The sequence below is a fragment of the Helicobacter sp. MIT 03-1616 genome, from assembly GCF_000765685.2.
Classification (GTDB): Bacteria; Campylobacterota; Campylobacteria; order Campylobacterales; family Helicobacteraceae; genus Helicobacter_C; species Helicobacter_C typhlonius.
The window spans coordinates 62,261-86,192 of sequence record NZ_JROY02000007.1 but is presented as its reverse complement, the minus strand read 5'-3'; the positions used below and the strand labels follow the sequence as shown (position 1 = coordinate 86,192).

At 37.9% G+C, this 23,932-nt stretch carries 26 protein-coding genes; 7 read left to right on the top strand and 19 right to left on the bottom strand.

Translation table 11 applies throughout. The annotated features are described in order from the left end of the window. Positions 1-222 precede the first annotated feature (222 nt). The 6 genes from LS67_RS06345 to LS67_RS06320 form a co-directional block, all read right to left on the bottom strand. Positions 223-1,113 (bottom strand): J domain-containing protein, encoded by an 891-nt coding sequence (locus LS67_RS06345; protein ID WP_034325890.1) that lies wholly within the window; start codon positions 1,111-1,113, stop codon positions 223-225. 149 nt (positions 1,114-1,262) lie between these two features. Continuing rightward, a complete protein-coding gene (locus LS67_RS06340) occupies positions 1,263-2,294 on the bottom strand; it encodes a hypothetical protein (RefSeq protein ID WP_034325889.1) in 1,032 nt (343 codons plus the stop codon). After that, entirely contained in the window at positions 2,294-2,650 is a 357-nt protein-coding gene (dksA, locus tag LS67_RS06335; RefSeq protein ID WP_034325888.1) for an RNA polymerase-binding protein DksA, read from the bottom strand. The genes LS67_RS06340 and dksA overlap by 1 nt, the downstream gene beginning before the upstream one ends. A gap of 8 nt (positions 2,651-2,658) precedes the next feature. After that, positions 2,659-3,117, bottom strand: a complete 459-nt coding sequence (locus LS67_RS06330) for a 23S rRNA (pseudouridine(1915)-N(3))-methyltransferase RlmH (RefSeq protein ID WP_034325887.1) — start codon at positions 3,115-3,117, stop codon at positions 2,659-2,661. Next, on the bottom strand, positions 3,089-3,976 hold the full coding sequence (gene accD / locus LS67_RS06325; RefSeq protein ID WP_034325886.1) for an acetyl-CoA carboxylase, carboxyltransferase subunit beta: 888 nt from the start codon (positions 3,974-3,976) through the stop codon (positions 3,089-3,091). The genes LS67_RS06330 and accD overlap by 29 nt, the downstream gene beginning before the upstream one ends. 3 nt (positions 3,977-3,979) lie before the next feature. After that, entirely contained in the window at positions 3,980-4,807 is an 828-nt protein-coding gene (locus tag LS67_RS06320; protein ID WP_034325885.1) for an inositol monophosphatase family protein, read from the bottom strand. A 376-nt stretch (positions 4,808-5,183) separates the two neighbouring features. Between LS67_RS06320 and LS67_RS06315 the strand changes: the two genes are divergently transcribed. From LS67_RS06315 to LS67_RS06305, 3 genes are read left to right on the top strand one after another with little or no spacing between them, the layout of a single operon-like run. After that, positions 5,184-6,596 (top strand): MBOAT family O-acyltransferase, encoded by a 1,413-nt coding sequence (locus tag LS67_RS06315; protein ID WP_034325884.1) that lies wholly within the window; start codon positions 5,184-5,186, stop codon positions 6,594-6,596. Further along, positions 6,596-7,939 (top strand): SGNH/GDSL hydrolase family protein, encoded by a 1,344-nt coding sequence (locus tag LS67_RS06310; protein WP_081953900.1) that lies wholly within the window; start codon positions 6,596-6,598, stop codon positions 7,937-7,939. The genes LS67_RS06315 and LS67_RS06310 overlap by 1 nt, the downstream gene beginning before the upstream one ends. After that, on the top strand, positions 7,936-9,153 hold the full coding sequence (locus tag LS67_RS06305; protein WP_034325883.1) for a GDSL-type esterase/lipase family protein: 1,218 nt from the start codon (positions 7,936-7,938) through the stop codon (positions 9,151-9,153). Before LS67_RS06310 ends, LS67_RS06305 begins: the two co-directional genes overlap by 4 nt. A gap of 82 nt (positions 9,154-9,235) precedes the next feature. On the opposite strand, the gene LS67_RS06300 is transcribed toward LS67_RS06305, so the two are convergent. Further along, a complete protein-coding gene (locus LS67_RS06300) occupies positions 9,236-9,613 on the bottom strand; it encodes a phosphoribosyltransferase (RefSeq protein ID WP_197631362.1) in 378 nt (125 codons plus the stop codon). Next, positions 9,517-9,765, bottom strand: coding sequence for a phosphoribosyltransferase family protein (locus LS67_RS09805; RefSeq protein WP_201274025.1), 249 nt, complete (start codon positions 9,763-9,765; stop codon positions 9,517-9,519). Before LS67_RS09805 ends, LS67_RS06300 begins: the two co-directional genes overlap by 97 nt. A 164-nt stretch (positions 9,766-9,929) precedes the next feature. On the opposite strand from LS67_RS09805, the gene LS67_RS06295 reads away from it, so the two are divergent. The 4 genes from LS67_RS06295 (at position 9,930) to gdhA (ending at position 13,355) form a co-directional block, all read left to right on the top strand. Then, complete coding sequence (locus LS67_RS06295; protein WP_034325904.1) at positions 9,930-10,577, top strand: ABC transporter ATP-binding protein; 648 nt, start codon at positions 9,930-9,932, stop codon at positions 10,575-10,577. Between the two features lie 123 nt (positions 10,578-10,700). After that, a complete protein-coding gene (locus tag LS67_RS06290; RefSeq protein WP_034325882.1) occupies positions 10,701-11,273 on the top strand; it encodes a DedA family protein in 573 nt (190 codons plus the stop codon). Between the two features lie 9 nt (positions 11,274-11,282). Then, complete coding sequence (recO, locus tag LS67_RS06285; RefSeq protein WP_034325881.1) at positions 11,283-11,903, top strand: recombination protein RecO; 621 nt, start codon at positions 11,283-11,285, stop codon at positions 11,901-11,903. Positions 11,904-12,002: 99 nt separating this feature from the next. Continuing rightward, positions 12,003-13,355 (top strand): NADP-specific glutamate dehydrogenase, encoded by a 1,353-nt coding sequence (gene gdhA / locus LS67_RS06280; protein WP_034325880.1) that lies wholly within the window; start codon positions 12,003-12,005, stop codon positions 13,353-13,355. A 43-nt stretch (positions 13,356-13,398) separates the two neighbouring features. Here the strand turns inward: gdhA and LS67_RS06275 are convergent, their stop codons facing one another. The 11 genes from LS67_RS06275 to LS67_RS06230 form a co-directional block, all read right to left on the bottom strand. After that, on the bottom strand, positions 13,399-13,740 hold the full coding sequence (locus tag LS67_RS06275; RefSeq protein ID WP_034325879.1) for a hypothetical protein: 342 nt from the start codon (positions 13,738-13,740) through the stop codon (positions 13,399-13,401). 51 nt (positions 13,741-13,791) lie between these two features. Further along, positions 13,792-14,919, bottom strand: a complete 1,128-nt coding sequence (locus LS67_RS09985) for a hypothetical protein (RefSeq protein WP_236096364.1) — start codon at positions 14,917-14,919, stop codon at positions 13,792-13,794. Between the two features lie 174 nt (positions 14,920-15,093). Continuing rightward, positions 15,094-16,368, bottom strand: coding sequence for a hypothetical protein (locus LS67_RS06265; protein WP_034325878.1), 1,275 nt, complete (start codon positions 16,366-16,368; stop codon positions 15,094-15,096). Between the two features lie 27 nt (positions 16,369-16,395). After that, positions 16,396-17,499: a hypothetical protein gene (locus LS67_RS06260; RefSeq protein WP_034325877.1), complete on the bottom strand. Its 1,104-nt coding sequence runs from the start codon at positions 17,497-17,499 to the stop codon at positions 16,396-16,398. Positions 17,500-17,565: 66 nt separating this feature from the next. Beyond that, the gene (locus tag LS67_RS09800) at positions 17,566-18,291 is read right to left on the bottom strand and encodes a hypothetical protein (protein ID WP_034325876.1); all 726 of its coding nucleotides are present in this window, start codon (positions 18,289-18,291) and stop codon (positions 17,566-17,568) included. A 104-nt stretch (positions 18,292-18,395) separates the two neighbouring features. Next, positions 18,396-18,530, bottom strand: coding sequence for a hypothetical protein (locus LS67_RS10130; protein ID WP_268902965.1), 135 nt, complete (start codon positions 18,528-18,530; stop codon positions 18,396-18,398). 70 nt (positions 18,531-18,600) lie between these two features. Continuing rightward, positions 18,601-19,671, bottom strand: a complete 1,071-nt coding sequence (gene mutY / locus LS67_RS06250) for an A/G-specific adenine glycosylase (RefSeq protein WP_034325900.1) — start codon at positions 19,669-19,671, stop codon at positions 18,601-18,603. 40 nt (positions 19,672-19,711) lie between these two features. After that, the gene (locus LS67_RS06245) at positions 19,712-21,007 is read right to left on the bottom strand and encodes an RNA polymerase factor sigma-54 (RefSeq protein WP_034325875.1); all 1,296 of its coding nucleotides are present in this window, start codon (positions 21,005-21,007) and stop codon (positions 19,712-19,714) included. Then, positions 21,004-21,726, bottom strand: a complete 723-nt coding sequence (lptB, locus tag LS67_RS06240; RefSeq protein WP_034325874.1) for an LPS export ABC transporter ATP-binding protein — start codon at positions 21,724-21,726, stop codon at positions 21,004-21,006. Before lptB ends, LS67_RS06245 begins: the two co-directional genes overlap by 4 nt. Then, positions 21,723-22,145 (bottom strand): tRNA (adenosine(37)-N6)-threonylcarbamoyltransferase complex ATPase subunit type 1 TsaE, encoded by a 423-nt coding sequence (gene tsaE / locus LS67_RS06235; RefSeq protein ID WP_034325873.1) that lies wholly within the window; start codon positions 22,143-22,145, stop codon positions 21,723-21,725. Before tsaE ends, lptB begins: the two co-directional genes overlap by 4 nt. Next, the gene (locus tag LS67_RS06230; protein WP_052099819.1) at positions 22,138-23,925 is read right to left on the bottom strand and encodes a DNA polymerase III subunit gamma/tau; all 1,788 of its coding nucleotides are present in this window, start codon (positions 23,923-23,925) and stop codon (positions 22,138-22,140) included. The genes tsaE and LS67_RS06230 overlap by 8 nt, the downstream gene beginning before the upstream one ends. Positions 23,926-23,932 lie beyond the last annotated feature (7 nt).

Sequence of the window (23,932 nt, the reverse complement as noted above, 5' to 3'; positions counted from 1 at the left end):
TTTTTTTCCTTACCTTACTTCACTTTGACTTTGTTTTTATATAAACTTGTTATATTATAAAACTACTCCACAAATGCTTTTATCCTTAATATTTAGAATTCACACAACTCAAAATCTACTTCGTTAAAAATGAGTTTTAAATGAAATGTTTAGAGACTGGGCTTAAAAATACTCTGCAGATTTGCTATCATTTTATGATGGAGTAAATTTGGATTCTAATATTTATGAGGCGCGTAGGTAACGTTTGATTTTCTCATATGCTTCTTGAATCTTGCGAAATCTATCGCTGTAGCTCTCCACAATCTCATCATCTTGCCCAAATACATTATCTGGGTGATATTCTTTTGCAAGTTTGAGGTAATTTTTCTTTACTTTTTCAAAATCATCTTGGTAATGGCACTCCAAAGTCATATAACAGCCACGCAGCACACGTTCTTCATCGGTAAGAAAAGAAGATTCAAAGCTGCCTAAGCCCCCGCGGTTAGCAAAGCTATCATAATCAAAATCCAAAATCACATTATGAATTACCTTAAAGCTAATAAGATTCATAATGCTCTCCCAAAAGTAAGGCTTCGTGCTATCTAAATATATCTCATCTCTATCGCAGCCCACATAATAATCCTCAAATATATGCGCGATATAACGTCTTGCGACATTGTTTACCTTATCCATTTTCAGCATTACGCGCTTTGTATTCAGCAGCCTTAACCCGATTTTCACGCGCTCAATCATTGCATTTTTATTGACTATTTTAATACGTATTGGCAGATAGGTAAAATCAAGCAGATATTTTAAATCCTGTAAAGGTTCTTCTATAGGCTTTTCTAGGGTATCTACCTCATCATCATTAGATTCCTGGGGCTGTGGATTATCTAAATTATCCACGAGATTGTGGATTTTTTGGTGTTTTTCATCTTGCCCAAAAGCGTGATATGCCCAATTCACAAGATAATCTTTTTTAAATCTCTCCCCATCATCGAGGATTAAAATTGTACGTGATAATCGATAGCTCTTTGAGAAATATTTTTCTGCATAGGCGAGGGCTTTGCGGAGGAAATCGCTGTCCTCATCAACCGTTATTTGAATGAAATTCTGCGTTAGTGTAATATCCATTGCCCATAATATCCTTTGCTCACCCCTGTCTTCTATTGATTGTAAGCAAAGAAAGTTCCACTAAGGATATTTGCCGCGTGCGCCACTTTTCAAAAGACTTTATCATACAGCCCAAAACGACAAGATTCAGAATCTGTTCATTATAGAATCTACACCTGCGGTTGCAAAAGAAAAATATCAAATGGATAATGTTTGCCGAGTGAGCGCAAATCCAAATATGCATCAATAATCTTGTATTCGCCCTTGCTATGCGAACGATGACGCTCTTTCGCCTTGTCTATCATTTCGAGCTCGAATAATACATAGAAAAATGCCATTTCGGCATTTTCATCATTATCCGCACAACCCTCGAAAAATCGTATCCACTCATCAGGAGCAAGCTCACCCTTTGAGCTAATCGCATACCGCACATAGTCCATAGCACTCGTATTTGTCTTTTTCATCAAAGCATATATATTTGCAGGCTTAATATCTTTGGTGTTTTTGAGATAGAGCTTAAAAATCTCTTGTGCGATTGGTTTATCGACATTATCGCCATTAAGCAGTGGAGCAATACTTTCAATTTCCTTAAGTTTGGCATTTTTAATAATCTCTGTCGCGGCAAAACGTTTTAGCTCATCGGGATAATTTTCCTCTAGAATCTTAAAGCCTTTTTCATAGTTTGCTTGAATCTTGTTTTTGATATTCTGCATATTAAACTTATTATCTCGGCTAAGGTGATAACTCTTCAAATCCACAACCTTGCCACTCATCACATCCTTGTAATTTTCAAAAAGCGTATCGATTTTGCGATTGAAGCTTTCCACAGAATCTAATCGTGGCTTGAGATAGAATCTTTGTAATATTTTGGATAAATCCCCAAAAGCCTTACGCTTAAACACGCGATTTTTAATATCTTGGTTTAATGCTTGTTCATTAATTTGTGAAAGCAACTTGTTATAGTCATTTTTGCGATGATAATTCTCAAGCAAATCTTTCGCCCACGCGGAGGCAAAAACAACCAAAGTCGCCACGAAAAATAATGCCACAATCAGCACTACCCACAATGCCACAGGCAATGTGATAGACATTTGACTAAAGGGCAAATGGTAAGTATAACTTGCAGATTCTAAATCATACACATACACGCCCACAATAAGCATAAAAATGGCAGCAAACACTACATAATACTTGAGTTTCATTATCTCTCCTTTTTTTGTGTTTTTTCAAAAAGTTCGCGGCAGTTGATACAATATTTCGCGTGAGGTTTTGCCTTAAGTCGTTCCACATCAATATCATCATCGCACATTTCACATATCCCAAACACGCCATCTTTGATCTTTTGTAGCGAGTTGCGAATATCATTTATCTCCTGCTGATACAAATCAATCATACCCATTTCTAAGTTTCCTTGCAAACCTGCACCCACAATATCGCCATTATCTTTATGATGTGTATTTTGAATCTGCGCTATATGTGTATTTTTATGCTCGATACTCTCACACAGCTTATTCAATCGCTCGCTAAGCAATTTTTCAAAAAAAGTATAATCAATCATAATATTCCCTATTTGTGATACGGGTGAGATGATAGAATACTTAACGCGCGGTAGATTTGCTCACATAGCACGATTTTAGCGATTTTATGGCTAAAGGTCATAGCACTTAGGCTAATTGCCTGTGTGAGTGCGATAAAACTTTGCTCAAGTCCATACGAACCACCGATAAAAAACTGCACGAGTTTATAAGATTGCAAACAATGTGCAAACTGCACTGAATCATAGCTTTTGCCCTGTGGAGTGAGCGCGATATTGAGCCCCGCACTATTAAGATATGGCAAAAAAACCTGTGTATAGGACTGCTGGGCTTTGCTCGATGAAATCTTTTGCGCATTTTTGACGACTTTAGGAAACAAATCAAAATGTGTAATTTGTGCGCCAAATTGCTTACACTGCATACATAGCTCCTCTTGCAACTTTTGATACAAAATATCTTTTTTAGTTATAGAATATATGTTGATTTGCATAGTTTGGGTTAAGCATTTTGCTAATATCACTCAATGTTTGTTTCAAATCTTTGCGATGAACGACCATATCAATGAGCCCGTGTTCGAGCAAAAATTCTGCAGTTTGGAATCCTTCGGGTAAGTCTGCACCTATGGTTTGCTTAATGACGCGCGGACCAGCAAAACCAATAATCGCACCCGGCTCGGCAATGATAATATCTCCCAAAAACGCAAAAGACGCACTCACCCCGCCAAAAGTAGGGTCGAGTAACACAGAAATAAATGGCAATCCCGCATCAGTGAGTTTATTCAACGCGCACGAAGTCTTTGCCATTTGCATAAGCGAAAAAGTAGATTCTTGCATTCTCGCGCCACCGCTTGTAGAGAAAATCACAAGAGTTTGTTTTTTTGCCACAGCTCTATCAATGGCACGTACGATTTTTTCGCCCTCCACCGAGCCCAAAGAACCTGCCATGAATGCAAAATCAAAAAGCACAAACTGCATTCCTACGCCACCAATGAGAGCCTCGCCCGCAATAGCAGAACTCGCCCTACCTGCTTTTTCCTCACCCTCTTGAATACGTTTTTTGTAGCTTTTTTTATCGACAAACTCCAGTGGGTCAATAGGGCGTAAATCCTTATCATACTCGACAAAGCTACCATTATCACACAACATTTCAATGCGCTCTTTGGCGGTGATTCTAAAGTGATAACTACATTTTGGGCAAATATGTGATTGTGAAAAAACTTCTTTGTAATACATCAAAGCATTGCAGCTAGGACATTTTAGCCAATGATTAGGACGAGCGTCAGCCTTGTGTGCCGCACTTTCTTCTTTTGTTTCCTCTTTTTTGCCTTTAAATAAATCGCCTAAACCCATTTTCTATCCTTTATGCTCCATAAAAATGTGCGAGATTGTATCAAAAATATGCTTATCTTTGCTTATAAGCGTAAATTTATCCGTACTAATACAATGCAGTGGCTCACACAAAAATAGCCCCGCCTTACTATCAAAATCACGTATTTTACCAACAAAAAGCATAAAATTCACTTCATACGCTTTTGCCATAGAGAGAGCACTCGCACCTAGAGAGCGGAACTTCAAGCGCTTTTCATATAAAGATTCTGCGATTTTTGGATTGCAGTAAGCTTTTTCAAATAACCCACATTTGCTTACAGAAGTGCTTTGTAACAAACGAAATGCCTTTATATCGTGTGCGTTGGCGATTACACTGCCCCTAGATTCTATAAATGAGAGATTTTTATGCAATTTTGCTTGTATCTCATCTAAATAAGATTCTATGTGGAAATGTATCGCTATGGTGTTTTCATCTGTGCGAATACGCGCAAAAGCCTCTTTGGTGCAAAAATTAAAAATCACCGCTTCTTTAACTTCACCGGAGGCATCATAGAGCGCGAGAGATGAACCATAATAGGGAATATGAGAGAGAAAATTATCACTCCCATCAAGCGGGTCAAGCACGATTGTATCGCTCCCATTACCCTGCAAAAACCCACTTTCTTCGGAATCTATACTCGCTAGTGGGAGCAAATGCTCCGCATAAATACGCTCACTCAATAAATCCGCACCAATACTTACATCGCCCCCTGCACCGACATTATGGAGGGCATAGAGCGAATGCTCGTTTTGTTGCAAAACATTAATAATCTCTCGTGTGGCAAGAACCGCTTGGTGTAAAAATGCGCTCACATATATCCTTAAGCTCAAAAATAAAAGCATAATTATGCGCTAGATTTTCTTAAAGCTTGATTCGTGCGGGTTTTATAAAAGGATTTTAAAAAGACAAAGCAGAATCTAGGAGATTCAAAATGCTTTTAAAAACAAATTTTTAAGTTTGCAAGTTTCTTAAGATTTGTAAAAATATAATCTTATACGATACTTTTTCTATAATTTTTAGAATCTTTATTTTTCACTACTTAGAATATACCGCCCGCCCCTCTTCCTTAATAAAAAGAATTTACAAATTTAGTATCTAGATTCTAAATTTGCGCTATAATGTGAAGCTCACGCGCAAAAACGCGCTTTTTACATAAAGCTATTAGCATTTTTACTTAAGGATTCAAATTTGAGCTTTTTTTGCTTTGAATTTAGTGTGATATTGCTTTTATTTTTTATTGTGTATTGGTCGATAAAATCACTCACTATGCGTAATTTTGCACTTTTGTGCTTTAACTACCTCATTATCTATCTTTTTAGCCCATATTTCGCACTTATCGTATTTATTTATACCTGTTTTGTGTATGTTTTGGCATTCTTTATCGACACGATGCGCACAAAATTTGCATTTTTATCCTGCGTGTTTTTAGCACTCTTGTTTTTGTGTTTTTTCAAATATTATGCCTATATCAAAGATGACTTTGACGCCCTACTAACACTTCTTGGGCTTGATTTTTTTGATATTGATATTATTTTTCCTATGGGGATTAGCTTTTACACATTTGCTTCTATTACTTATTTACGCGCGGTGTATGAGGAGGCGAAAAAACTCGCACAGGATAAATACTATCAAGAGGAAAATCCTGCACTGGAGGGCTTTTTTACCCTCGCCACTTATTTGTCATTTTTTGCTACCTTTGTTGCCGGTCCTATTATGAGGAGCAAAGATTTTTTTACACAATACCACTCGCAGCGCGTTTTTGGTAACATTGACTTGATTCTAGCACTCCTGCTTTTTGGACTTGTCAAAAAGGTGCTGATTGCAAATTATTTAGGCATCTACTCCGCACCCATTCTCAACGCACCCTTTGACTACCACGCGTTAGAGCTTTTATGTGCAGCTTTTGCTTATAGTGTGCAGCTCTATTGCGATTTTAGCGGATATGTGAATCTCGTGTGCGCCTTTGGGCTTATGCTAGGATTCACATTACCGCCAAATTTCAATATGCCCTATATGGCAAAAAACCTCAAAGATTTTTGGAACAGGTGGCATATTAGCCTCTCCACCTTTATACGCGATTATATCTATATCCCGCTAGGTGGGAACAAAAGGGGGGTATTTTATACACAGGTTTTCGTGCTTATCGCATTCGGGCTTTCTGGCTTGTGGCACGGCAACACCCTAAGCTTTTTGATTTGGGGGCTTTTGCACGGAGTGGGTGTTATTTGGCTCAATATGCTAAAAATCTTAGAAATTGACTTGCAAGATTTTCCATTTGTTGGAGCATTTATCACTTTTATTTATGTAAGTTTTTGTTGGATTTTCTTTTATTATCATTCTCTTGATGAGGTGCGAGGCTTTTTTATAGCGTTTTATCAAGGCTTTGCCACATCTGCGCCACTTTATACTTGGTGGCTGCTTGGCACATTTTTGGTATGTTTTTTATGCTATCCACTTATGCGTGGCTCTCTTACATTCACGCAAAAATGCCTAAGTTTTATCCCCTACCTCATCAAGCCTTTTATCCTCACTATAATCATCGCCTTGCTTATAGTCATAATGCCTGCTGGCATACCACATTTTATTTATGCGAGTTTTTGATGAAACAGGCGAAATTTGCATTTATTATCTTTGCCACACTCGTGCAACTCATAGTGATTTTGCATAGTCAAATCACCACTTATGTCGAGCAGCAATATCATAATTTTACAGAATCGAGCAATCCATTCACGCAGTTTTTAGGCACGATATATCAAGCCACGATGTTGCAAGATTATGCCATTTTCACATACGCAGATAGTGCTATGGCGCATTTGGAGCAAGCCTTTAACAATGTGGCGAATGATGTCCTAGCACTCCTAGATGTTTCATTAGTGAGTGAGACAAAGATTGAATCTAGCACAGAAAAGCCCCAGAAGCACACAGATTCTAAACCAACGCAAGAGGTTATAGAATCTCACATTTCAAGCGCGGAGATACCAGCAGAGATTCAAAGCCAAGCACAGCAAGAGCGCACAAGTAGCCCACAAGAAGCACAGATTCTGCCAAATGAACCACTTCCCACGCAGGATATAAAGAATGCAGAGGAAAAAGCAGGAGATGAAAATATAGAATCTGCTAGCTCATCAACGCCACCTGCAGAGCCAAACTTCACAGAGAGCTACACACCGATTAAAAAAGTGCATAATCCTCGTATAGAAATCGATGAAAACGATAAAGTCTTACTCGTGGGGGATTCTATGATGCAGGGCATTGCGCCATATATGCTAAAAACCTTTAAGAAACTCAATCTCAAGGGTATAAATTTGAGCAAACACAGCACAGGCTTAACCTATCCACATTATTTTAATTGGGCAGAGGCTATTACTCAAGCTTTCGCCACTTATGACAATATCGCTATTGTTGTCGTGATACTAGGCGCAAACGACCCGTGGAGTATGAAGAAAAACATTGCCTTTAAATCTCAAAAATGGGAGGAAATTTACACCCAACGCATTAATGACATCATTACTATCGCACAATCTAATGGTGCGCGCGTAGTATGGTATGAAGTGCCCTCTGTGCGCGAAAAGTCGCTTAATGATAAGATTCTCTATCTCAATAGCCTCTATGAGCGCGAAGTGCGTGCTAGTGGGGAGTTTTTCTTGCAAAGCAATGGTATTGTTACGCAAGGCGGCGCGTATTCGGCGTTTATTAAAAACAAAAATGGCAAGAGCATACAGGTGCGTATTGATGACGGGGTGCATTTTACATCACGGGGCTATCAAATAATGGCAAATATCTTTCTCAATACCCTTGTAGTCTCACCCCAAGAAACCTTACAAGATTCAGAATCTACAGAATCTGCACTTAGTTTTGAACGCACCACAGAGGCTGCAATAAATGATATACAAACTACACAGGTGGCACAAACACCACAAGATTCTATAAAAGAGGCACAATGAAAACTTCAACACTCTTTGTCATATTACTCGCCGGAGTCGTTTTTGCCAATGGTGCGGACTATCCGCTCAAAGCAATCGGTATCGCACTTGGCAACCCTAAACAAACTACCATTCCAAACGAAAGCAAGAAACTCTTATCTTCAACAAGCGGGATTAAAAACTATGGCGAAAATCTCTCGCCGACATTCAAATCAAAGCTTAAAACAAAACAGGATCTTACAATAAGAATCTTAGGAGATTCACATATTGCGGGGGATTTTATGTCGCACAGACTGCGTGGGCTATTGTTTTTGCAATATAGCTTTGGCTTTGTCTATCCACTCTATCCTAAGTATCATCAGCATATTGGGCTACAATATGAAAGTGAAAACTTCGAGATTCTCAACTCACATCTAAATGAATCTAGCGAATATCCGCTAGGTGGCATTATGGCAAAACCCACTACACTTCCGGCATCCATAAAACTAACGCCAAAAAACAATGCAAATGCGAGTCTAAGCAAAATTATTTTTGCAGCTCCAAATAAGAAAAAAGCACTGATGATTGAAGATAGCGCGAATCAAAAGTTTGTCATTAATGCTAAGAATCCTAATGCGTGGCAGATGATTAGCCTCAACTTGCAATATCCTGTAACCTTACACGCACTTAATGAAAATGTGCTTTTGGGTGGATTTGCTATCATACACGATGAGGGGCAGGATAATATTGTTGAGAATCTTGGCATAAATGGTGCGCGCTCGGATTTGTGGCTCAAATGGGACAAAGAACTTTTGATGCAGCAAATGCGGATACTTCCGGCAGATTTGTATGTGCTATGCTATGGCTCAAATGACGCGCTGTATGATAATTTTGATGAAAATACATTTATGAAAAACTATGGCAATTTGATTGATAGCATCAGGGAAGCAAACCCACAGGCACAGATTCTACTCCTCGCACCACCGCCTGTGGTAAAGAAAGTATCAAACGCCACGAAGCGCAAAAAGGCGGTATATAGAACGACTAAAAATGCTAAAGCAGTGAGTGCGGCGATTAGCAAACTCGCTATACAAAAACACACCTTGCTTTTTAGTATGGAGGATTTTATAAACCAAAGCGGTGGAAAGGCACAATGGGAGAGGGCAAATCTAGCAAAGCCCGATGTGCATTTACTACCAAATGGATACAAACTCATTGCGGATAAGCTATATTATGAGTTAAGAAAATTGGAATAAGTTTGAGATCTAGGACATTTTGGATTAAATTGCTTGAAGCATAAATCTGCCTAATAGAACAAATATCAAATACAATCTCGCTTTAATCTTCACTCACACCTACAATCTCACATAGATTTTTTAAATTTCTATATTTATTGTCAAAGTCTAGTCCATAACCCACGACAAAGGTATCTGGCACATCAAAGCCTTTATATTCTATCTCTACCTGCACTTTTCGCCGACTTGGCTTATTAAACATCGTGCATATTTTCACATCTCTTGCGCCCTTATCATACACAAGCGCCTTAAGAGTGGCGATTGTCAAGCCACTATCGATAATGTCCTCCACGAGCAGTGCCGACTTGCCTTTAAGAGATATGTCTATATCGTGGTAAATATCAAGTTTCCCGCTTGAAGTAGTCCCTGCACCATAACTCGAAGCACCAATAAACAGATTTCTAAAGGCATATCGATACAACGCACCAAATCCGCGGTAAATACAAAGCTCCCTTTTAATACGGAGACAATAACAAGCTCCATTCCTCTAAAATCACGCGAAATATCTTGCGCCATATCCGCAACCCTTTGTGCGATATCCTGCTCCAAAATAAGCTCTTTTAATATGTGCATAACCCTCATTCTCCATATTTTTGTGTATTCTAGCGTATTCTATTTTAAAATATGCGCCCTATTGTTACGAGTAAATCTTACCAAGATTCAATGAGATTTAATATATTTTATAAGCTGTGGCATAATAGCACCCACTTTTAATATAAGGATTATTAATGAGCCATTTGCTTCGCGCCTATAATCTCTCTCATAGCTTTGAAACCACGCTTTATACAGATATTAATCTGCAAGTTGGCGAGGGGGAAAGTATAGCAATTTTGGGCGTGAGCGGTAGCGGTAAATCCACGATATTAAATAATCTCTCCACACTCTTAAAGCCAAAAGTTGGGCGAGTGGGGCTTTTGGATAAAGATGATATTTACGCACTAAGCCCTAAGGAGCAGCTCTTGTTGCGTAGGCTACACATAGGTATCGTGTTTCAAGCGCATTATCTTTTTCGAGGATTTAGCGGTGTAGAGAATCTCAAAGTCGCTTCGATTCTCTCAAATAAAAGTATAGACAACGCGCTTTTAGAATCTTTTGGTATCGATAAGGTAATTCATCAGCAAATTGGTGAGCTTAGCGGCGGACAACAGCAAAGGCTATCAATTGCGCGGGTTTTGACAAAGAAGCCAAAGATTATTTTTGCCGATGAACCAACCGGGAATCTTGATAAGCAAACAGCTACACAGGTAATGGAGATTCTATTCTCTTATATCCGCGAACACAAAGCCGCACTCATACTCGCCACACACGATAAAGACATAGCCTATGCGTGTAATAGAATCTACAACCTCTATGATAAGACTCTGTGTGAAGTGCATACATCATAAATTGCATATCAAGGAGATACAGCAAATGCCTTATAGTTTTTTAGAATCTTTTAGAATCCTCACAAACTACAAAGTGCGTGTGGAGTAAAGCACCCAAAGGGCGTAGAAAAACAAAGGAATACAATGCAAGATATTATAGTTTCGCTAGAGAAATGGGGTTATATGCTTTTGTTTCTCTTTTCGCTAGGCGGGGGATATGTGGGGCTACTCACGGCGGGAGTGATGAGCGCACTAGGCAAAATGGATATTATCATTTCAATACTCACTGCAGGTGTGGGAAACATCATTGGTAGCTCACTTTTAGCTTATTTGGCACGCTACCAAAAAAATGATTTAATGGCTTATCTTAGTAATCACAGGCGCAAAATTGCCCTCTCTCAAGTATGGCTTAAAAAATATGGGGTATGGCTTATATTCTTTAGTAAATACTTATATGGCATTAAAACAATCGTGCCACTTGCTATTGGATTCTCGCGTTTTAGCATAAAAACCTTTTTTATATTCAATGCTATGAGTTGTGCTATTTGGGCAGTGGTTGTAGGAATATGCGGATATTATGCAAGTAGCGGCGTTATATCTGTGCTTGAGGAGATTAACGCACATTCTTATGTAATGCCTATCGTACTTTTGTGTATTGGTATAATTTTATATCTCATTATCTCTTTTGTATCAAAAAGGGCTAGAAAAAGCTTATAAAGAGGGGTTATGCAAGGCTATATCTTGTCTATGCAAAAAACACGCAACGAAGATATGATTGTGAAGATTCTCACACCAATGTATATAAAGACCCTGTATAGATTCTATGGCACAAGGCATAGCATTATCAATATCGGGCGCAAAATCGACTTTGAAGAAGAACCAAGTATGACCTTTTTACCCAAGCTCAAGCACATCTTGCATCTTGGATTTAAATGGGAATCCGATAGTGCGCGTTATTATGTGTGGCAACATTTTATTAAGCTTTTTTATAAACATTTAATTGATGTGTATGAAATTGATGAATTTTATTTTAGGCTTTTAGAAGAGGGGGCGCAAAAATTGCACTTACAGAATCCTAAACGCGTGGTGCTTGAAATGTATGCCAAAATACTGCATTTTGAGGGGAGAGCACATGATGAGGAAAACGGGCTTTGCTTCGTATGTGAGGAGGCACTAGGTGATATGGTAAGTCTAGCGCGTGGTTTTTTGTTTGCTCATAACTTTTGTATCGGCGGACATAGATTTGCTATGAGCGATATTATGCAATTTTTACACACACAGAGTAGCATTCTACTCGATGATACGCAGGTTAATGAACTATGGGAAATTTTGGGACTTGGATTGTAGAAATTAACTTTAATTTAAACTTAATTAAGAAAATTTTAAATATAAATGACATAAAATACTCAAGCGTTTAACGCTAATTCACATTCAAAGGAGACCCAAATGTCATACGCACGCAATGTCCTCAATAGACTCAAAGAACAATATCCTTCACAAGTGCTTTTTCACCAAGCCGTAGAGGAGGTTTTTGAATCCCTAGAACCCGCACTCCAAAAGGATAAAAGATACGAAAATTACGCTATATTAGAGCGTTTGACTATCCCTGATAGAGAGATTCACTTCCGCGTAAGTTGGGTAGATGATAATGGCAAAATCCAAACAAACAGAGCTTATCGTATTGAGTTTAACTCTGCGATTGGACCATATAAAGGTGGTTTGCGTTTCCACCCAAGTGTAAATGAGGGTATTATCAAATTTTTAGGCTTTGAACAGATTCTTAAAAATTCTCTTACTACACTCGCAATGGGTGGAGGCAAAGGCGGCAGCGACTTTGATCCTAAGGGCAAGAGCGAGGGTGAAATTATGCGCTTTTGTCAAGCATTTATGAATGAGCTATATCGCCACATTGGCGCGACTACCGATGTCCCAGCAGGTGATATTGGCGTAGGTGGCAGAGAAATCGGCTATCTTTTTGGACAATATCGCAAATTGACAAACTGCTTTGAAGGTGTCTTTACAGGTAAGGCAATTCCTTGGGGTGGTAGCCTTGTGCGCACAGAAGCTACCGGCTATGGTTGCGTGTATTTTGCACAAGAAATGCTAAAAGCAAGAGGCGAGAGCTTGGAAGGCAAAATCTGCAGCGTCTCTGGTGCTGGAAATGTCGCTATTTATACGATTGAAAAGCTCCAACAACTTGGCGCGATTCCTGTTACTGCAAGTGATTCTCAAGGTATAATTTATGATAAAGAAGGCATTGATTTAGCTCTCCTTAAAGAAATCAAAGAAGTGAAGCGTCAAACACTTGCTGAATATGCAAAAGCACGACCACAAGCGGTTTATACAAAAGTAGCTGATTATCCAAAAGATAGCAATCCTGTGTGGGCTATCCCTTGTTTTGCGGCATTCCCAAGTGCTACACAAAATGAGCTAAATGGCAATGATGCTAAAACTTTGCTTAGCAATGGCTGCAAATGCGTGAGCGAGGGTGCAAATATGCCTTCAACTATTGAAGCCGTGCATCAATTCCTTGATGCGAAAATCTGCTATGGACCAGGTAAGGCTGCAAATGCAGGTGGTGTAGCAGTCAGTGGTTTGGAAATGGCACAAAATGCAAGTATGAATCCTTGGACTTTTGAAGTTGTGGATAAACGCTTACATAGCATTATGGAAAGCATTTATGCAAATGCAAGTGAAACTGCAAAAGAATTTGGCGATCCTACCAACCTCGTGCTTGGTGCAAATATTGCAGGATTCCGCAAGGTTGCTGGAGCAATGATAGACCAAGGTGTGATTTAAAAATTTAAAATACGACTTGCGATTTTTGGATTCTAGAATCTGCTTAGATTCTAGAATCTTTATTTGTATTTTCATTTTTCTTTATCGTGTTTAAAGAATCTTGTATATAAAGGGCATAACGCAACCCTTTTGCTTGGGATAGGGATAGTGTCGGGAAATTGCTTTGTAACTCTTTGAGTGTTGCGTCATAATCTTTTTGCAAAGTCTGATTATATTGCCACATCACCTTTTCTTGTTTAAAAGAGCATTGAAATAAAGGCGGATTGAGTTCTAATGCCTTAAAGCTATCTTTATCTTTTTGGGAAATGTTTTCATTGCAAGGATTGGAGGCATAAAGTATATTAGCAAACAATAAAGTGAAAAATATCAATATTCTTTTATACATAGCACACTCTCTCCCTTCTTATACTTTAATTATATCTTATTATACCAAATTCTATCCCACCTCTAATCTTACTCTCTCCATTCCACTAGGACAAAGAAGAATCCTTCCTTGAATATGAAGAGTAAGGGTATTGGAGTAATGTTGCTCTGTAGAATTTTGTATGTTTCTTACATAATCTCTTTGTAGGTTTATAAATCTTCCATAACCTAAAGAGAGTTCTTCTTTATTTCTTTGTTCTTTTAAGAGTTTATGGATAAAGTGAGGGATACTCTTAGGAATAATAAGGATATATTCATACAGAGTATAAGCTATTCTTAGAGTGAGTATTCTGTAAGAAAAAGAGTTGAGATGATAATCTATGAGGAGTTCTCTTAAAAGAGATTCTAAGATAGAATTGTCTTTTAAGTCTTGATAGTCTTCTTCTTTTTGAGTAAGAGGTTTTAACTCTATATCTATGGGATTATTTGGCATATAGAATTTTGCTTGAGAGGATATAAGAGAATCTTTGGATTCTCTTTCTTCATAAGTGGAGGGGGTAAGATAATATTCTTCTAAGTCTTTAAAAGGAGTGATAATATTGAGAGTAGGAGGAGTAGGGTCTATTTGTGCCTTTAAAGCTTCTTTAGTGATATTCTTAGTATGAGTAGGACTAGGAGCATTGATTTTATAACTATTAGGTTTAGGAATACAAATAAGTGGAACTCCTTTATCAGAGAATACTCCAGAGCTTACTAAATCTTGCATTATAGGATAATCTTCATTATGCTTTTTTAATCCACGAGAACTAGGAAGTATGAGTGCTACTTGTGTGCAAGGTCCTCCACTTATAGGAGGATTAGGACAACCTACAATAGAGCTATAGAGTAAATCAGTTTCTAATATAAAAGGGATATTCTTATCTTGAATGCTTTTGCCTAGATTGGATTTTAATTGCACTACTCCTCCGTGAGAGCATTTCATCTCATTATCTTCTAGTATAGGGTGAAGCATTGCAATGCTTAAAGGTTTGCTTTGTTCTTTGTGTTGTTTTTGTTCTCTTTGTATGATAGCTTTATCTTGTTTTTCTTTAGATTCTTTGTTTGTTAATGTGAGTTTAATATTTAGAGTAGAATCTAAGAGAGAGTAGTTTAAAAGAGTATTTGAGAGTGTATTTGTGAATTTGGGGTTATTCTTTTGCATAAGTGTCCTTTGATATGATTTATCTATGGTATGTATGCTTTGTATTATATTTATAGTATTTGTATTTCTACTTATATCATTACTCTTTGTATAAACTATCTTTATTTTCTATTTCGTTTTATTGCTCTATCTAATAATATTATTTTTATGATATACCTGCTGTATATTACACCTCTATTTAATATGATGCTTTTTAGCATACCATTCTATTTTATCACGTAACTCTTGTGGGAAAGATTCTCTATATATGGCTGGGATAGTGGGATTGAGCAATTTATCTAGCTTACCTGCTTCATAGAGTTCATCTAAATACTCTGGGATATAGTAAGTGGGAGCATTGGGATAGCCTTGAGGGGGAGTAACTGCCATAATCTTAGCTTCTAAAAGCATAGAATCTATATATAAATCTACCTTTTTTTGTGTCCAGTCATTTGGAAAATCTAAATGGTATCTTCTAAGATGAGGAATAGATTTTATTCTTTTGCGAAATTCTAATCGTGTTTGCTTTGTGGATTTAGGATCTCTTGGGTCTAGGAGTTTGCCTTCATCTATCTCCTTAATATATGCTTCTATATTATATCCATCTCCATCTATGGCATACCCATATAACATATTCAAATCCATTACCCAATCTACTCCCATTATCTCATCTATGTATGGGAGCATACCAAATCTATCAGGCTTTATGCTCTTAGCTAGGGCTATGAGCTGTTGTTGGCGTAAGGGGTTTTTACGTAATCCTGATTTAAAAGTCCTAAAACTCCCCACATAATCCTTTCCATATATTTCTATGATTTTTAATATGCCTCTATAATCTATTTTTGGATTAAGCTGTATATAGAGTATTGTAGATTGCACATATCGTGCGGTAAAACCTGTCAAATCTGAAGCAAAATATTCTGGATTCCCTAGTATCCCTGCAGCTATGCCCCATTCTGTAGCAAAGAATTCAGATTTTAATGTATCTTTATTCCTATCTACTTGATAAAAGATGTCTTCATATTCTGGATTTATTACCCTACCCTTTTCATCTACACCACCAATAGCATCAAAGGGTATATCTATGACTGCACTTCTTAAGCCACTTCTTATTACTAAGTATTGATATCTCTCTCTTTTAGTTTGTAAAGATTCATAATAGGCTTTTTCTTTTTTAGTCCAAGGAGCTATAGCTTTTTTTATAGGGTCTTTAAGATAGAGATTACGAAAGCTTTGAAATTCTTTAAAATGATTTGGATTTGTTTTAAGGCTTGGGTCAAAGTAGAGGGGTTTATATTGTTTCTTTGCTTCTTCCATTATCTGCCAAGCCTGCAACAAGGCTTTAGAATATTCCTCTGTGTATTTGCCTGTTTCTATGTTAGTATATGGCGTAAGATGAATCTTATTTGTGCCTTTATCGACCTGAAGTATTATTGAATTTGGTGCATAGATTTGATATGTCTCACTCATTATTTCTCCTTAATCTTATTTAAAAATCTATCCTAACCATAAGCCATCTTCTATAATGATAGTAGTGGCTAGACGACCTATGAATTTGGGACGTTTCTTATCTTGTTGTGATTGGTTGTTATCTTCTTTATCGTTGTTTGTTCCCATAATAGTAGGTGTTGGTAGCTTGTCAAATTTATTCTCATCATTCACCCCCACATATAAAGCTTTAATATTATTCTGCCCTATGGTATTAAGGCATTCTAATAATCTCCTTGCTTTATTTTTATCATCTTTGTAGCTTAATATCTTACCTTGGTCATTTTTCTTTGGAGTGCTGGTAAAAAAGTAGTCTTTATAATCTGCTAGGATTTCTAAGGCTTCATTATAGGCATCAATGGCTGATGCCTCCCCTTTTCTTTCTCTTTCCTTAAATTCTTGATACAAACTACTCCCCTCTGGCACTTGGTATTTGCTTATATCATTGAGGGATATATGGCTTATTGTGTTATGTATGATGAGATTTTGTATCATCTCTTGCAAAAGATTTTCTAAAAGGTTATTAGAATCTTGGCTCAATGCTCTATAATCTCTTGCTATAAAATGATGAGATTGCAAGTCTTTGAGTAAAGAGCCTAAAGTGTCATAGTGATATTGCAAGAATTGGCTTGTCTCATTATAGATTCTATGTGTATTATTTTCTGCATTATAGTGATGATAGAGACTAGGCATTGTATGCTTAAAGTCTTTACTTGTAAGTAATGGCACGATATAGAGTAGATTTTCTCTTTGATTTCTTGGAAGTTTAGATTCTAAAAGCATAGTGTATGTTTGTGGCACATTAAAGTATTTGAGAGGGAGTGAGAGGATTTCACTAGGGATATTAGAATGAGAGAGAGAATGCAAAGAATCTAGGGCATTAGATTCTAAGAGAGAAGTAGAATCTAATGTGTGAGATTGTAAAGAAGTATCAAGACTAGAGGATAGAGAATCTATGCTATGGCTTTTAAAATCTTTATATATTTGCAATCCTAGTATGCTACCTGCACCAAGTAAGCCTAAGTCTCTTAAATCTTTAATAGCTTTGCGTCTTTTAGAATCTATGTGAGCATTTGACAATATGTTTGTGTTTTTGGGGTTATTTTTTTGCATACTCTATCCTTTTTTATGAGTTGATTTCTTTATTTAATTTGTCTTGGACAAGCAAATCTTGCAATTTTATCTTTTTGCCTCAAAGTGCTTTTTAATTTTTTCAATAAACAATATGTCTTGCTCATTACCTTTTGTTTTGAGTGTATGTAGATATTGTATAGGATTATTATAGGATAAAATAGTTTCCTCCTCACCTGCTTGACAATAAATATTATACTTACTTGGATAACCCCAAGTTGTTAATGGGTTTTGCCTCCAATTTGTATAATAAAATACTTCACTTATCTTATAGACATATATTGTTCTATTTTGAGAATCCACAAGAGAAGATATGAGAGCATAAGTATTGCCAAGTTGTATGGTGAATGATAATTGATAAATATAAGGCTTTAGTAATATAAAATCTTTTTTGATACTTAAATTATCTTTTTTATTTATTTTTTCAACAGCTAATGCTATTTGGCTACTATTACCTTCGACAAAAGTATCAGTTACCATATCTTGAGTGACACTATGCCAAAACGATTTAACACGAACATCTTGCCTCAAGGTCTTTTTTTCTTGCAGAGTATAATAATCTTGTATATATTGCGGTAAAGGGCGAGAATAAACAATGCCTTTTTGGGAAATTTCGCATAATCTCTCATATTCCTTATATTCAGAATCTAAAGCCTTAGGGATAAAGGCACGATAACTTGTAGGATAAGAACAACCTTTCATCATAAAAAATGTTATTAAAATTCCAAATATGCCTAAGAGAATATATTTGATTTTATGTCCTTTATACTGCATTTTTTTATTCTCTCTACTCCGATGATAAGCTTGAATTATGATTGTATCCAAAATGCTTTAAAGCTTCTTTGTCTATATTCTTAATGCTTTTTAATCCCCTTGCACTAGGAAGTATGAATATCTTTAAGCTTGATAATAGAATCCCCACAATTATTTGCCAACAAATCATAATGCTCATAACTTGCTTGTGCTAATTCTGCATTGTCTTTAAGCTTTTGTATTTGTTGTTTATTATCCAAAGTATAGACTAAGGAATTAATGCGAGATTCTCACTTATTTGTCTGTGATAGAATCCTTTGCCTTAGATTCTTAAATCTCTCTTGAAAATCCCGCTAACTGCAACGCCTTTTTACACAGCGATGAAAGCGGTTTAGAATCTAGCTCTTCTAAGGAGAAAAAATAAAGCTTTGTATGCGGCATAGACTGCTTTAATGTATCAAGATTCTTAGAATCAAGTTTATATACATTTGCGGTAATAGCGTATTTTGTGTAGTGGTGCTTAAAGTTTCCGCATTTTTTATAGTATTTTTCATCGTTTGCAATGTCCTCTAGCGCAAGGTTTGGGAGATTGTATAAACCTTGATACAAAGCATTTTTGCTTCCTTTTTTATCCTCATATATAAAGGCGATTTTGCCCTTTTTATCCACACAGATGACAAGATGAAGTGTAAGCGGCTCTAAAATGGATTTTTTTGGCGTTGGGTAGAGGGTGGGATTTGTCTGTCCCTTGCAAACATTGCGCACTGGGCAGAGCAGACAAGCAGGATTTTTGGGTGTGCAAATCATCGCCCCCACATCAAGCAGGGCTTGATTATAATCAAAGCTCCTTGTGGAATCTAAAAGGAGCGCGGCAAGCTCGTCTAAAAGTGGCTCTTTTGGGCTTTCAAGGGCGAAGATTCTACATAACACGCGCCGAATATTGCCATCAACAAAGCTCACACTCTGCCCAAAGCCAAAGCACAAAATCGCTCCCGCAGTATATGCGCCAATGCCCGGCAGGCTTATAAGCTCCGCATAAGTGCGCGGCAAAGCAGCATTAAACTTTTCACAGCAAATTTGAGCGCATTTTTGCATATTTCTTGCACGAGAATAATAGCCAAGCCCCTCCCACATTTTCAGCACAGATTCACTCTTAGCAAGAGCGAGGGCTTCAAGCGTAGGGAAAGCTCTCAAAAAAGGTGCATAGTAGGATTCTAGCACTCTTTTCACTTGCGTTTGTTGCAGCATTATTTCGCTCACATACACGCCATAGGGTGCATTTTCGCCCTTAAGATTGCGCCAAGGCAGAGTGCTTCTACCATATTGTTGATACCAATTAAGAATCTGCTTATGCCACAAAGGTACAATAAAAGCTGCTTGTTGCAAAAGTGAATCTTTCATAAATGTGAGGTAGTTAAAATACAAAATAAGCTTTGCGTAATTACACGCTCATTTCATAAAGCCTTTTACGCTCGTTTGAACTTGCGATATTAAGCTGTTGGCGGTATTTTGTGATTGTGCGGCGCACCATTTTGAGTGCGAACTTCTCCTCCACGATTTTTAGAATCCTTAAATCACTCAAAGGCTTCTTTTTGTCTTCATTCTTAACAAGATTCAAAATAAAATCCTTAATCGAGGCATTAGATGTATCGCCATCAATCGCAGCGGTAAAGAAGCTTTTAATAGGGAAAATGCCTCTATCGCATTCAAGGTATTTATTGGCAATAGCGCGTGAAATGGTGCTTGGCGCATAGCCTAAGTCTTGGGCTATGTCTTTTAGCTTCATCGGGCGAATCTCCCCGCCCATAAAAAAGTCATATTGATTTTCGCGCAACGCAATGGCAATTTTTAGAATTGTCGCCTTACGCATATCAAGCGCATCGACTAAATCCTTTGCCTCTTTCAGCTTGGTTTTGAGAAACTCCATACTGTCCTTATCTTTCACATTCAGCTGCTCTTGAATGAGAATCTTGGGATAATAGCTATCATTGACAGAGACTTCAAGCTCATAAGTGCTATTTTTGAGGCTATCGCTTTTTGCGCGCTCGAAAATAAAAATATCAGGTATAACCTCACTTTCACGCGCACTAAAGTCAATCGCGGGGGGATTTTTAAAAGTCTTAATCGCTTTCATCACCTCATTATACGCTGGGTGATTTTTATATTTGCTGTGGCGATGCAAGTCGCGGATAATGCGCGTAGCAAGCTCATAACTCTGCCCATCCAAATCAGTATTATCAAGCTGAAAAAGAAAAGATTCTATAATATCCTTTGCACCCACGCCATAAGGCTCTAAATAAGCAAATCGCTTCCTCACGCGCTCAATTTCATCTTCATCTACACCCATTTCTAGCGCAATTTCGCCCACTGCGACATCTAAGAATCCCTCATCGTTAAGATTCTCTACGATTTTAAATGCAATGTCTCTCGAATTTTGCGTAGGAAAAAGTTTAGAATCTATTTGTTCTTCAAGCACTTCATAGAGGCTTTTCTCACTAATATGCTGGGATTCAAAACCCTCGTTTAGCTGTGGGCTAGACCTCTTATAGCTTTTAGCCGAAAAATTATTAAGCATTTGGCTTTGCACATTCGCATATGGATTCTCCTCTGCTATGGTATTTAGTGTCTCTTCAAGCTCGGTCAATCCGCTTTGTAAAATAGGCAGCCAACTTTTTAATGTTGTAGAAAGTCTCGCCTTGACATTGAGATTGCTTTTTAATTTGCCACCAACACTCATACTTTAAAATGCTCTCCTAAGTAGTATTTTCTCACAAGCTCATTTGCATAAATCTCCTCTGCGTTGCCACTAGCAAGAAGTGCGCCGCTCTTAATTACATAAGTGCGGGAGCACACAGAAAGTGTTTCGCGCACATTATGGTCTGTGATAAGTACACCAATATCAAGCTCGGTGAGTTTCAAAATGATATTTTGTATATCATTGACAGCGCGCGGATCTACTCCTGCAAAAGGCTCATCAAGCAGCACAAACTTTGGGTCTTTTATCAAAGCTCGAGCAATTTCAACGCGTCTCCGCTCCCCACCGCTTAGACTAATGCCTTTTCTCGCGCGGATAGGCTCGATATTAAATTCTGAAAGCATATTTTCAATTCTTATGTGCCTATCCTTAACATTTTTAATACTAATCTCCGCTGCAAGCATAAGATTCTCTTCCACACTAAGATTCTTAAAAATACTCGATTCTTGAGGCAAGTAGCCGATGCCAAGATTTGAACGCTTGTGTAAAGGGAGTTTTGTAATATTTGTGTGATTTAAAAACACATTTCCATCGCTGGGGTGCAATAACCCGCATATCATATAAAATGTAGTCGTCTTCCCCGCACCATTTGGTCCCAAAAGCCCCACAACCTCGCCGCTATTGACTTCAAGCGACACATCTTCTACAATTTTTGTCTTTTTAATATGCTTACTTAAATGCTCTGCTTTAAGTTTATTCATAGGCTAACCTCATAGATTCTGTTATTTTCATTTGATGTAATAGCAATACGAGAGACACTAAATCCATTTTGCGCTAAAAGTTGATGCAAGTTTTCCTCCCCCCATTCCACAAAATGCACTCCCTCATTCATAAGCATATCAAGCAATCCAAGCTCAAGCATATCTTGCAGGGTTTTTCTATACATATCATAGTGGTAAATGCTACCATATTGCGCATTTTCATAAGACAACACAAGACTAAAGGTGGGTGAGCCAACAATAGAATCTGTCCCAAAAGATTCTATAAAGCTACGCACAAGTGTTGTTTTTCCACTACCTATATCACCCTGCAAAAGCACGATAGAGCCGATGTGTAATGTTTTTTTGAGTAGCTCACATAGGATATTGAGCTCGTTTTCTTGCAATACGAATCTATCCATTGTCGCCACCATTTGCGCTTGTATGGCTTGTGCGCACTTCCTTAATACCAATACTCTCGTGAATGGCTCTTAGCAAATCTTTATTTTGTTCCAAAAATTCCTGTTCTGGTGTGCTAGGGTGCGCGGTAGCATTAGCATTCTGTGCTACATTAGAATCTTGTGAAACCTTAGGGCTAGAAACCTGCGCGATGGATTCTACACTTGATGTGTCAAATTCTGTATGAGTATCTAAACTCGCTTGAGGGGTGGATTCTAATGGAGGCGTTTTTATAGAATCTCCCTTGCTCTGTGCCGCATTTGGTGGCGTATGTACGCCTTGTGCTGGGCTTATCTGCTCAATATGCACCTCATCACCAAAGACAGAGCAAACCAAAGTACGAATGACTTTGCTATATTCTTTAAGCATATCCCTATCTGCACCTTGCGCCACGCTCTGCCACCGCAATGTATGACTCTGTGGCAAAAAATCTACAAAAGACACATTACGTTCAAAGATAATGCCTAGCTGGGCATTTCTATCTTTAATTTTTGTGATGAGAGTGCTAAATTGTATTTTAGCATTGAGCGAAGCATTTGGAGCTTGTACGCTTTGGGGATTCTGTAAGGTTTGCGCATTTTGTGAATCTTGTTTTTGTTGCTGCATTGGATTTGTAAGATTCTGTGCGGGTATCGCGTCTTGCAGATTCTGTATGCTAAGTGAATTTTGAGGTGTGAAAAGCTCGTTTTCAAGCTCTTCTATCATCGATTCTATATCCTTTACCTTTGTGGCTTCTTGCATTTTGAGAGTGCAGAGGAGAAGCACGAAATTGCCATCAGTATTGAGATTTAGCACACTTTTAGATTCACTCAAAATCCGTGCGAATCTATCAAGCAATAATGGCGGAAAATCGCTATCTTTTTGCAACAATCTATCTTTCAAAAAAAGCATCATTTCATCGAGTATCATCTCGCATTCATATTCAAAAAGTAGCTCCAAAATCCCTTGCGTCTTTTGTGAATCCTTATGCACGATACTACGAAAATAATCACTCAATACCTGTGGATCAACCACACCGAGCATATCACTTACAGCCCCAACCTCAATATGATTTTTACAAAAAATAATTGCTTGATCGAGCAAAGTAAGTGTATCGCGCAAACTCCCTGCACCGCTCCGCGCGATAATATCAAGGGCTTGTGCCTCATAACTCACACCCTCTTTATTAAGAATATTGCTAATATGTTCCACGACAAGCCTATGGGAGATTTGCTTGAATCTAAAATGCTGTGTGCGGCTTAAAATAGTCGCTGGAAGCTTCAATGGGTCGGTGGTAGCGAGGATAAACTTCACAAACTCCGGCGGCTCCTCAAGCGTCTTAAGCAGGGCATTAAAAGCCTCTTTACTTAGCATATGCACCTCATCGATAATAAAAATCTTGTATCGCGCAAAGCTCGGGCTGTATTTTGTCTGCTCAATCACGCGCTTAATATCATCTATCCCTCGCGAACTCGCCGCGTCCATTTCGATAATATCCATATGCTTATTTTGCAATGCCGCCACACAACTCGCGCAAGTATCACAAGGCGTGCTTGTTGGTCCTCTCTCACACTGTAAGGCACGAGCAAATATTCTAGCCGAGCTTGTCTTCCCACTCCCGCGCAATCCGCTGAAAAGGTAGGCATGGGAGAGATGTTTAGAATCTAGTGCTAAAGAGAGAGTTTGTGATATGGCACTTTGCCCTACTAAATCGCTAAAACAGGTCGGGCGATACTTCAAAGCTAGGGCTATGGAATTACTCATTGCGTAT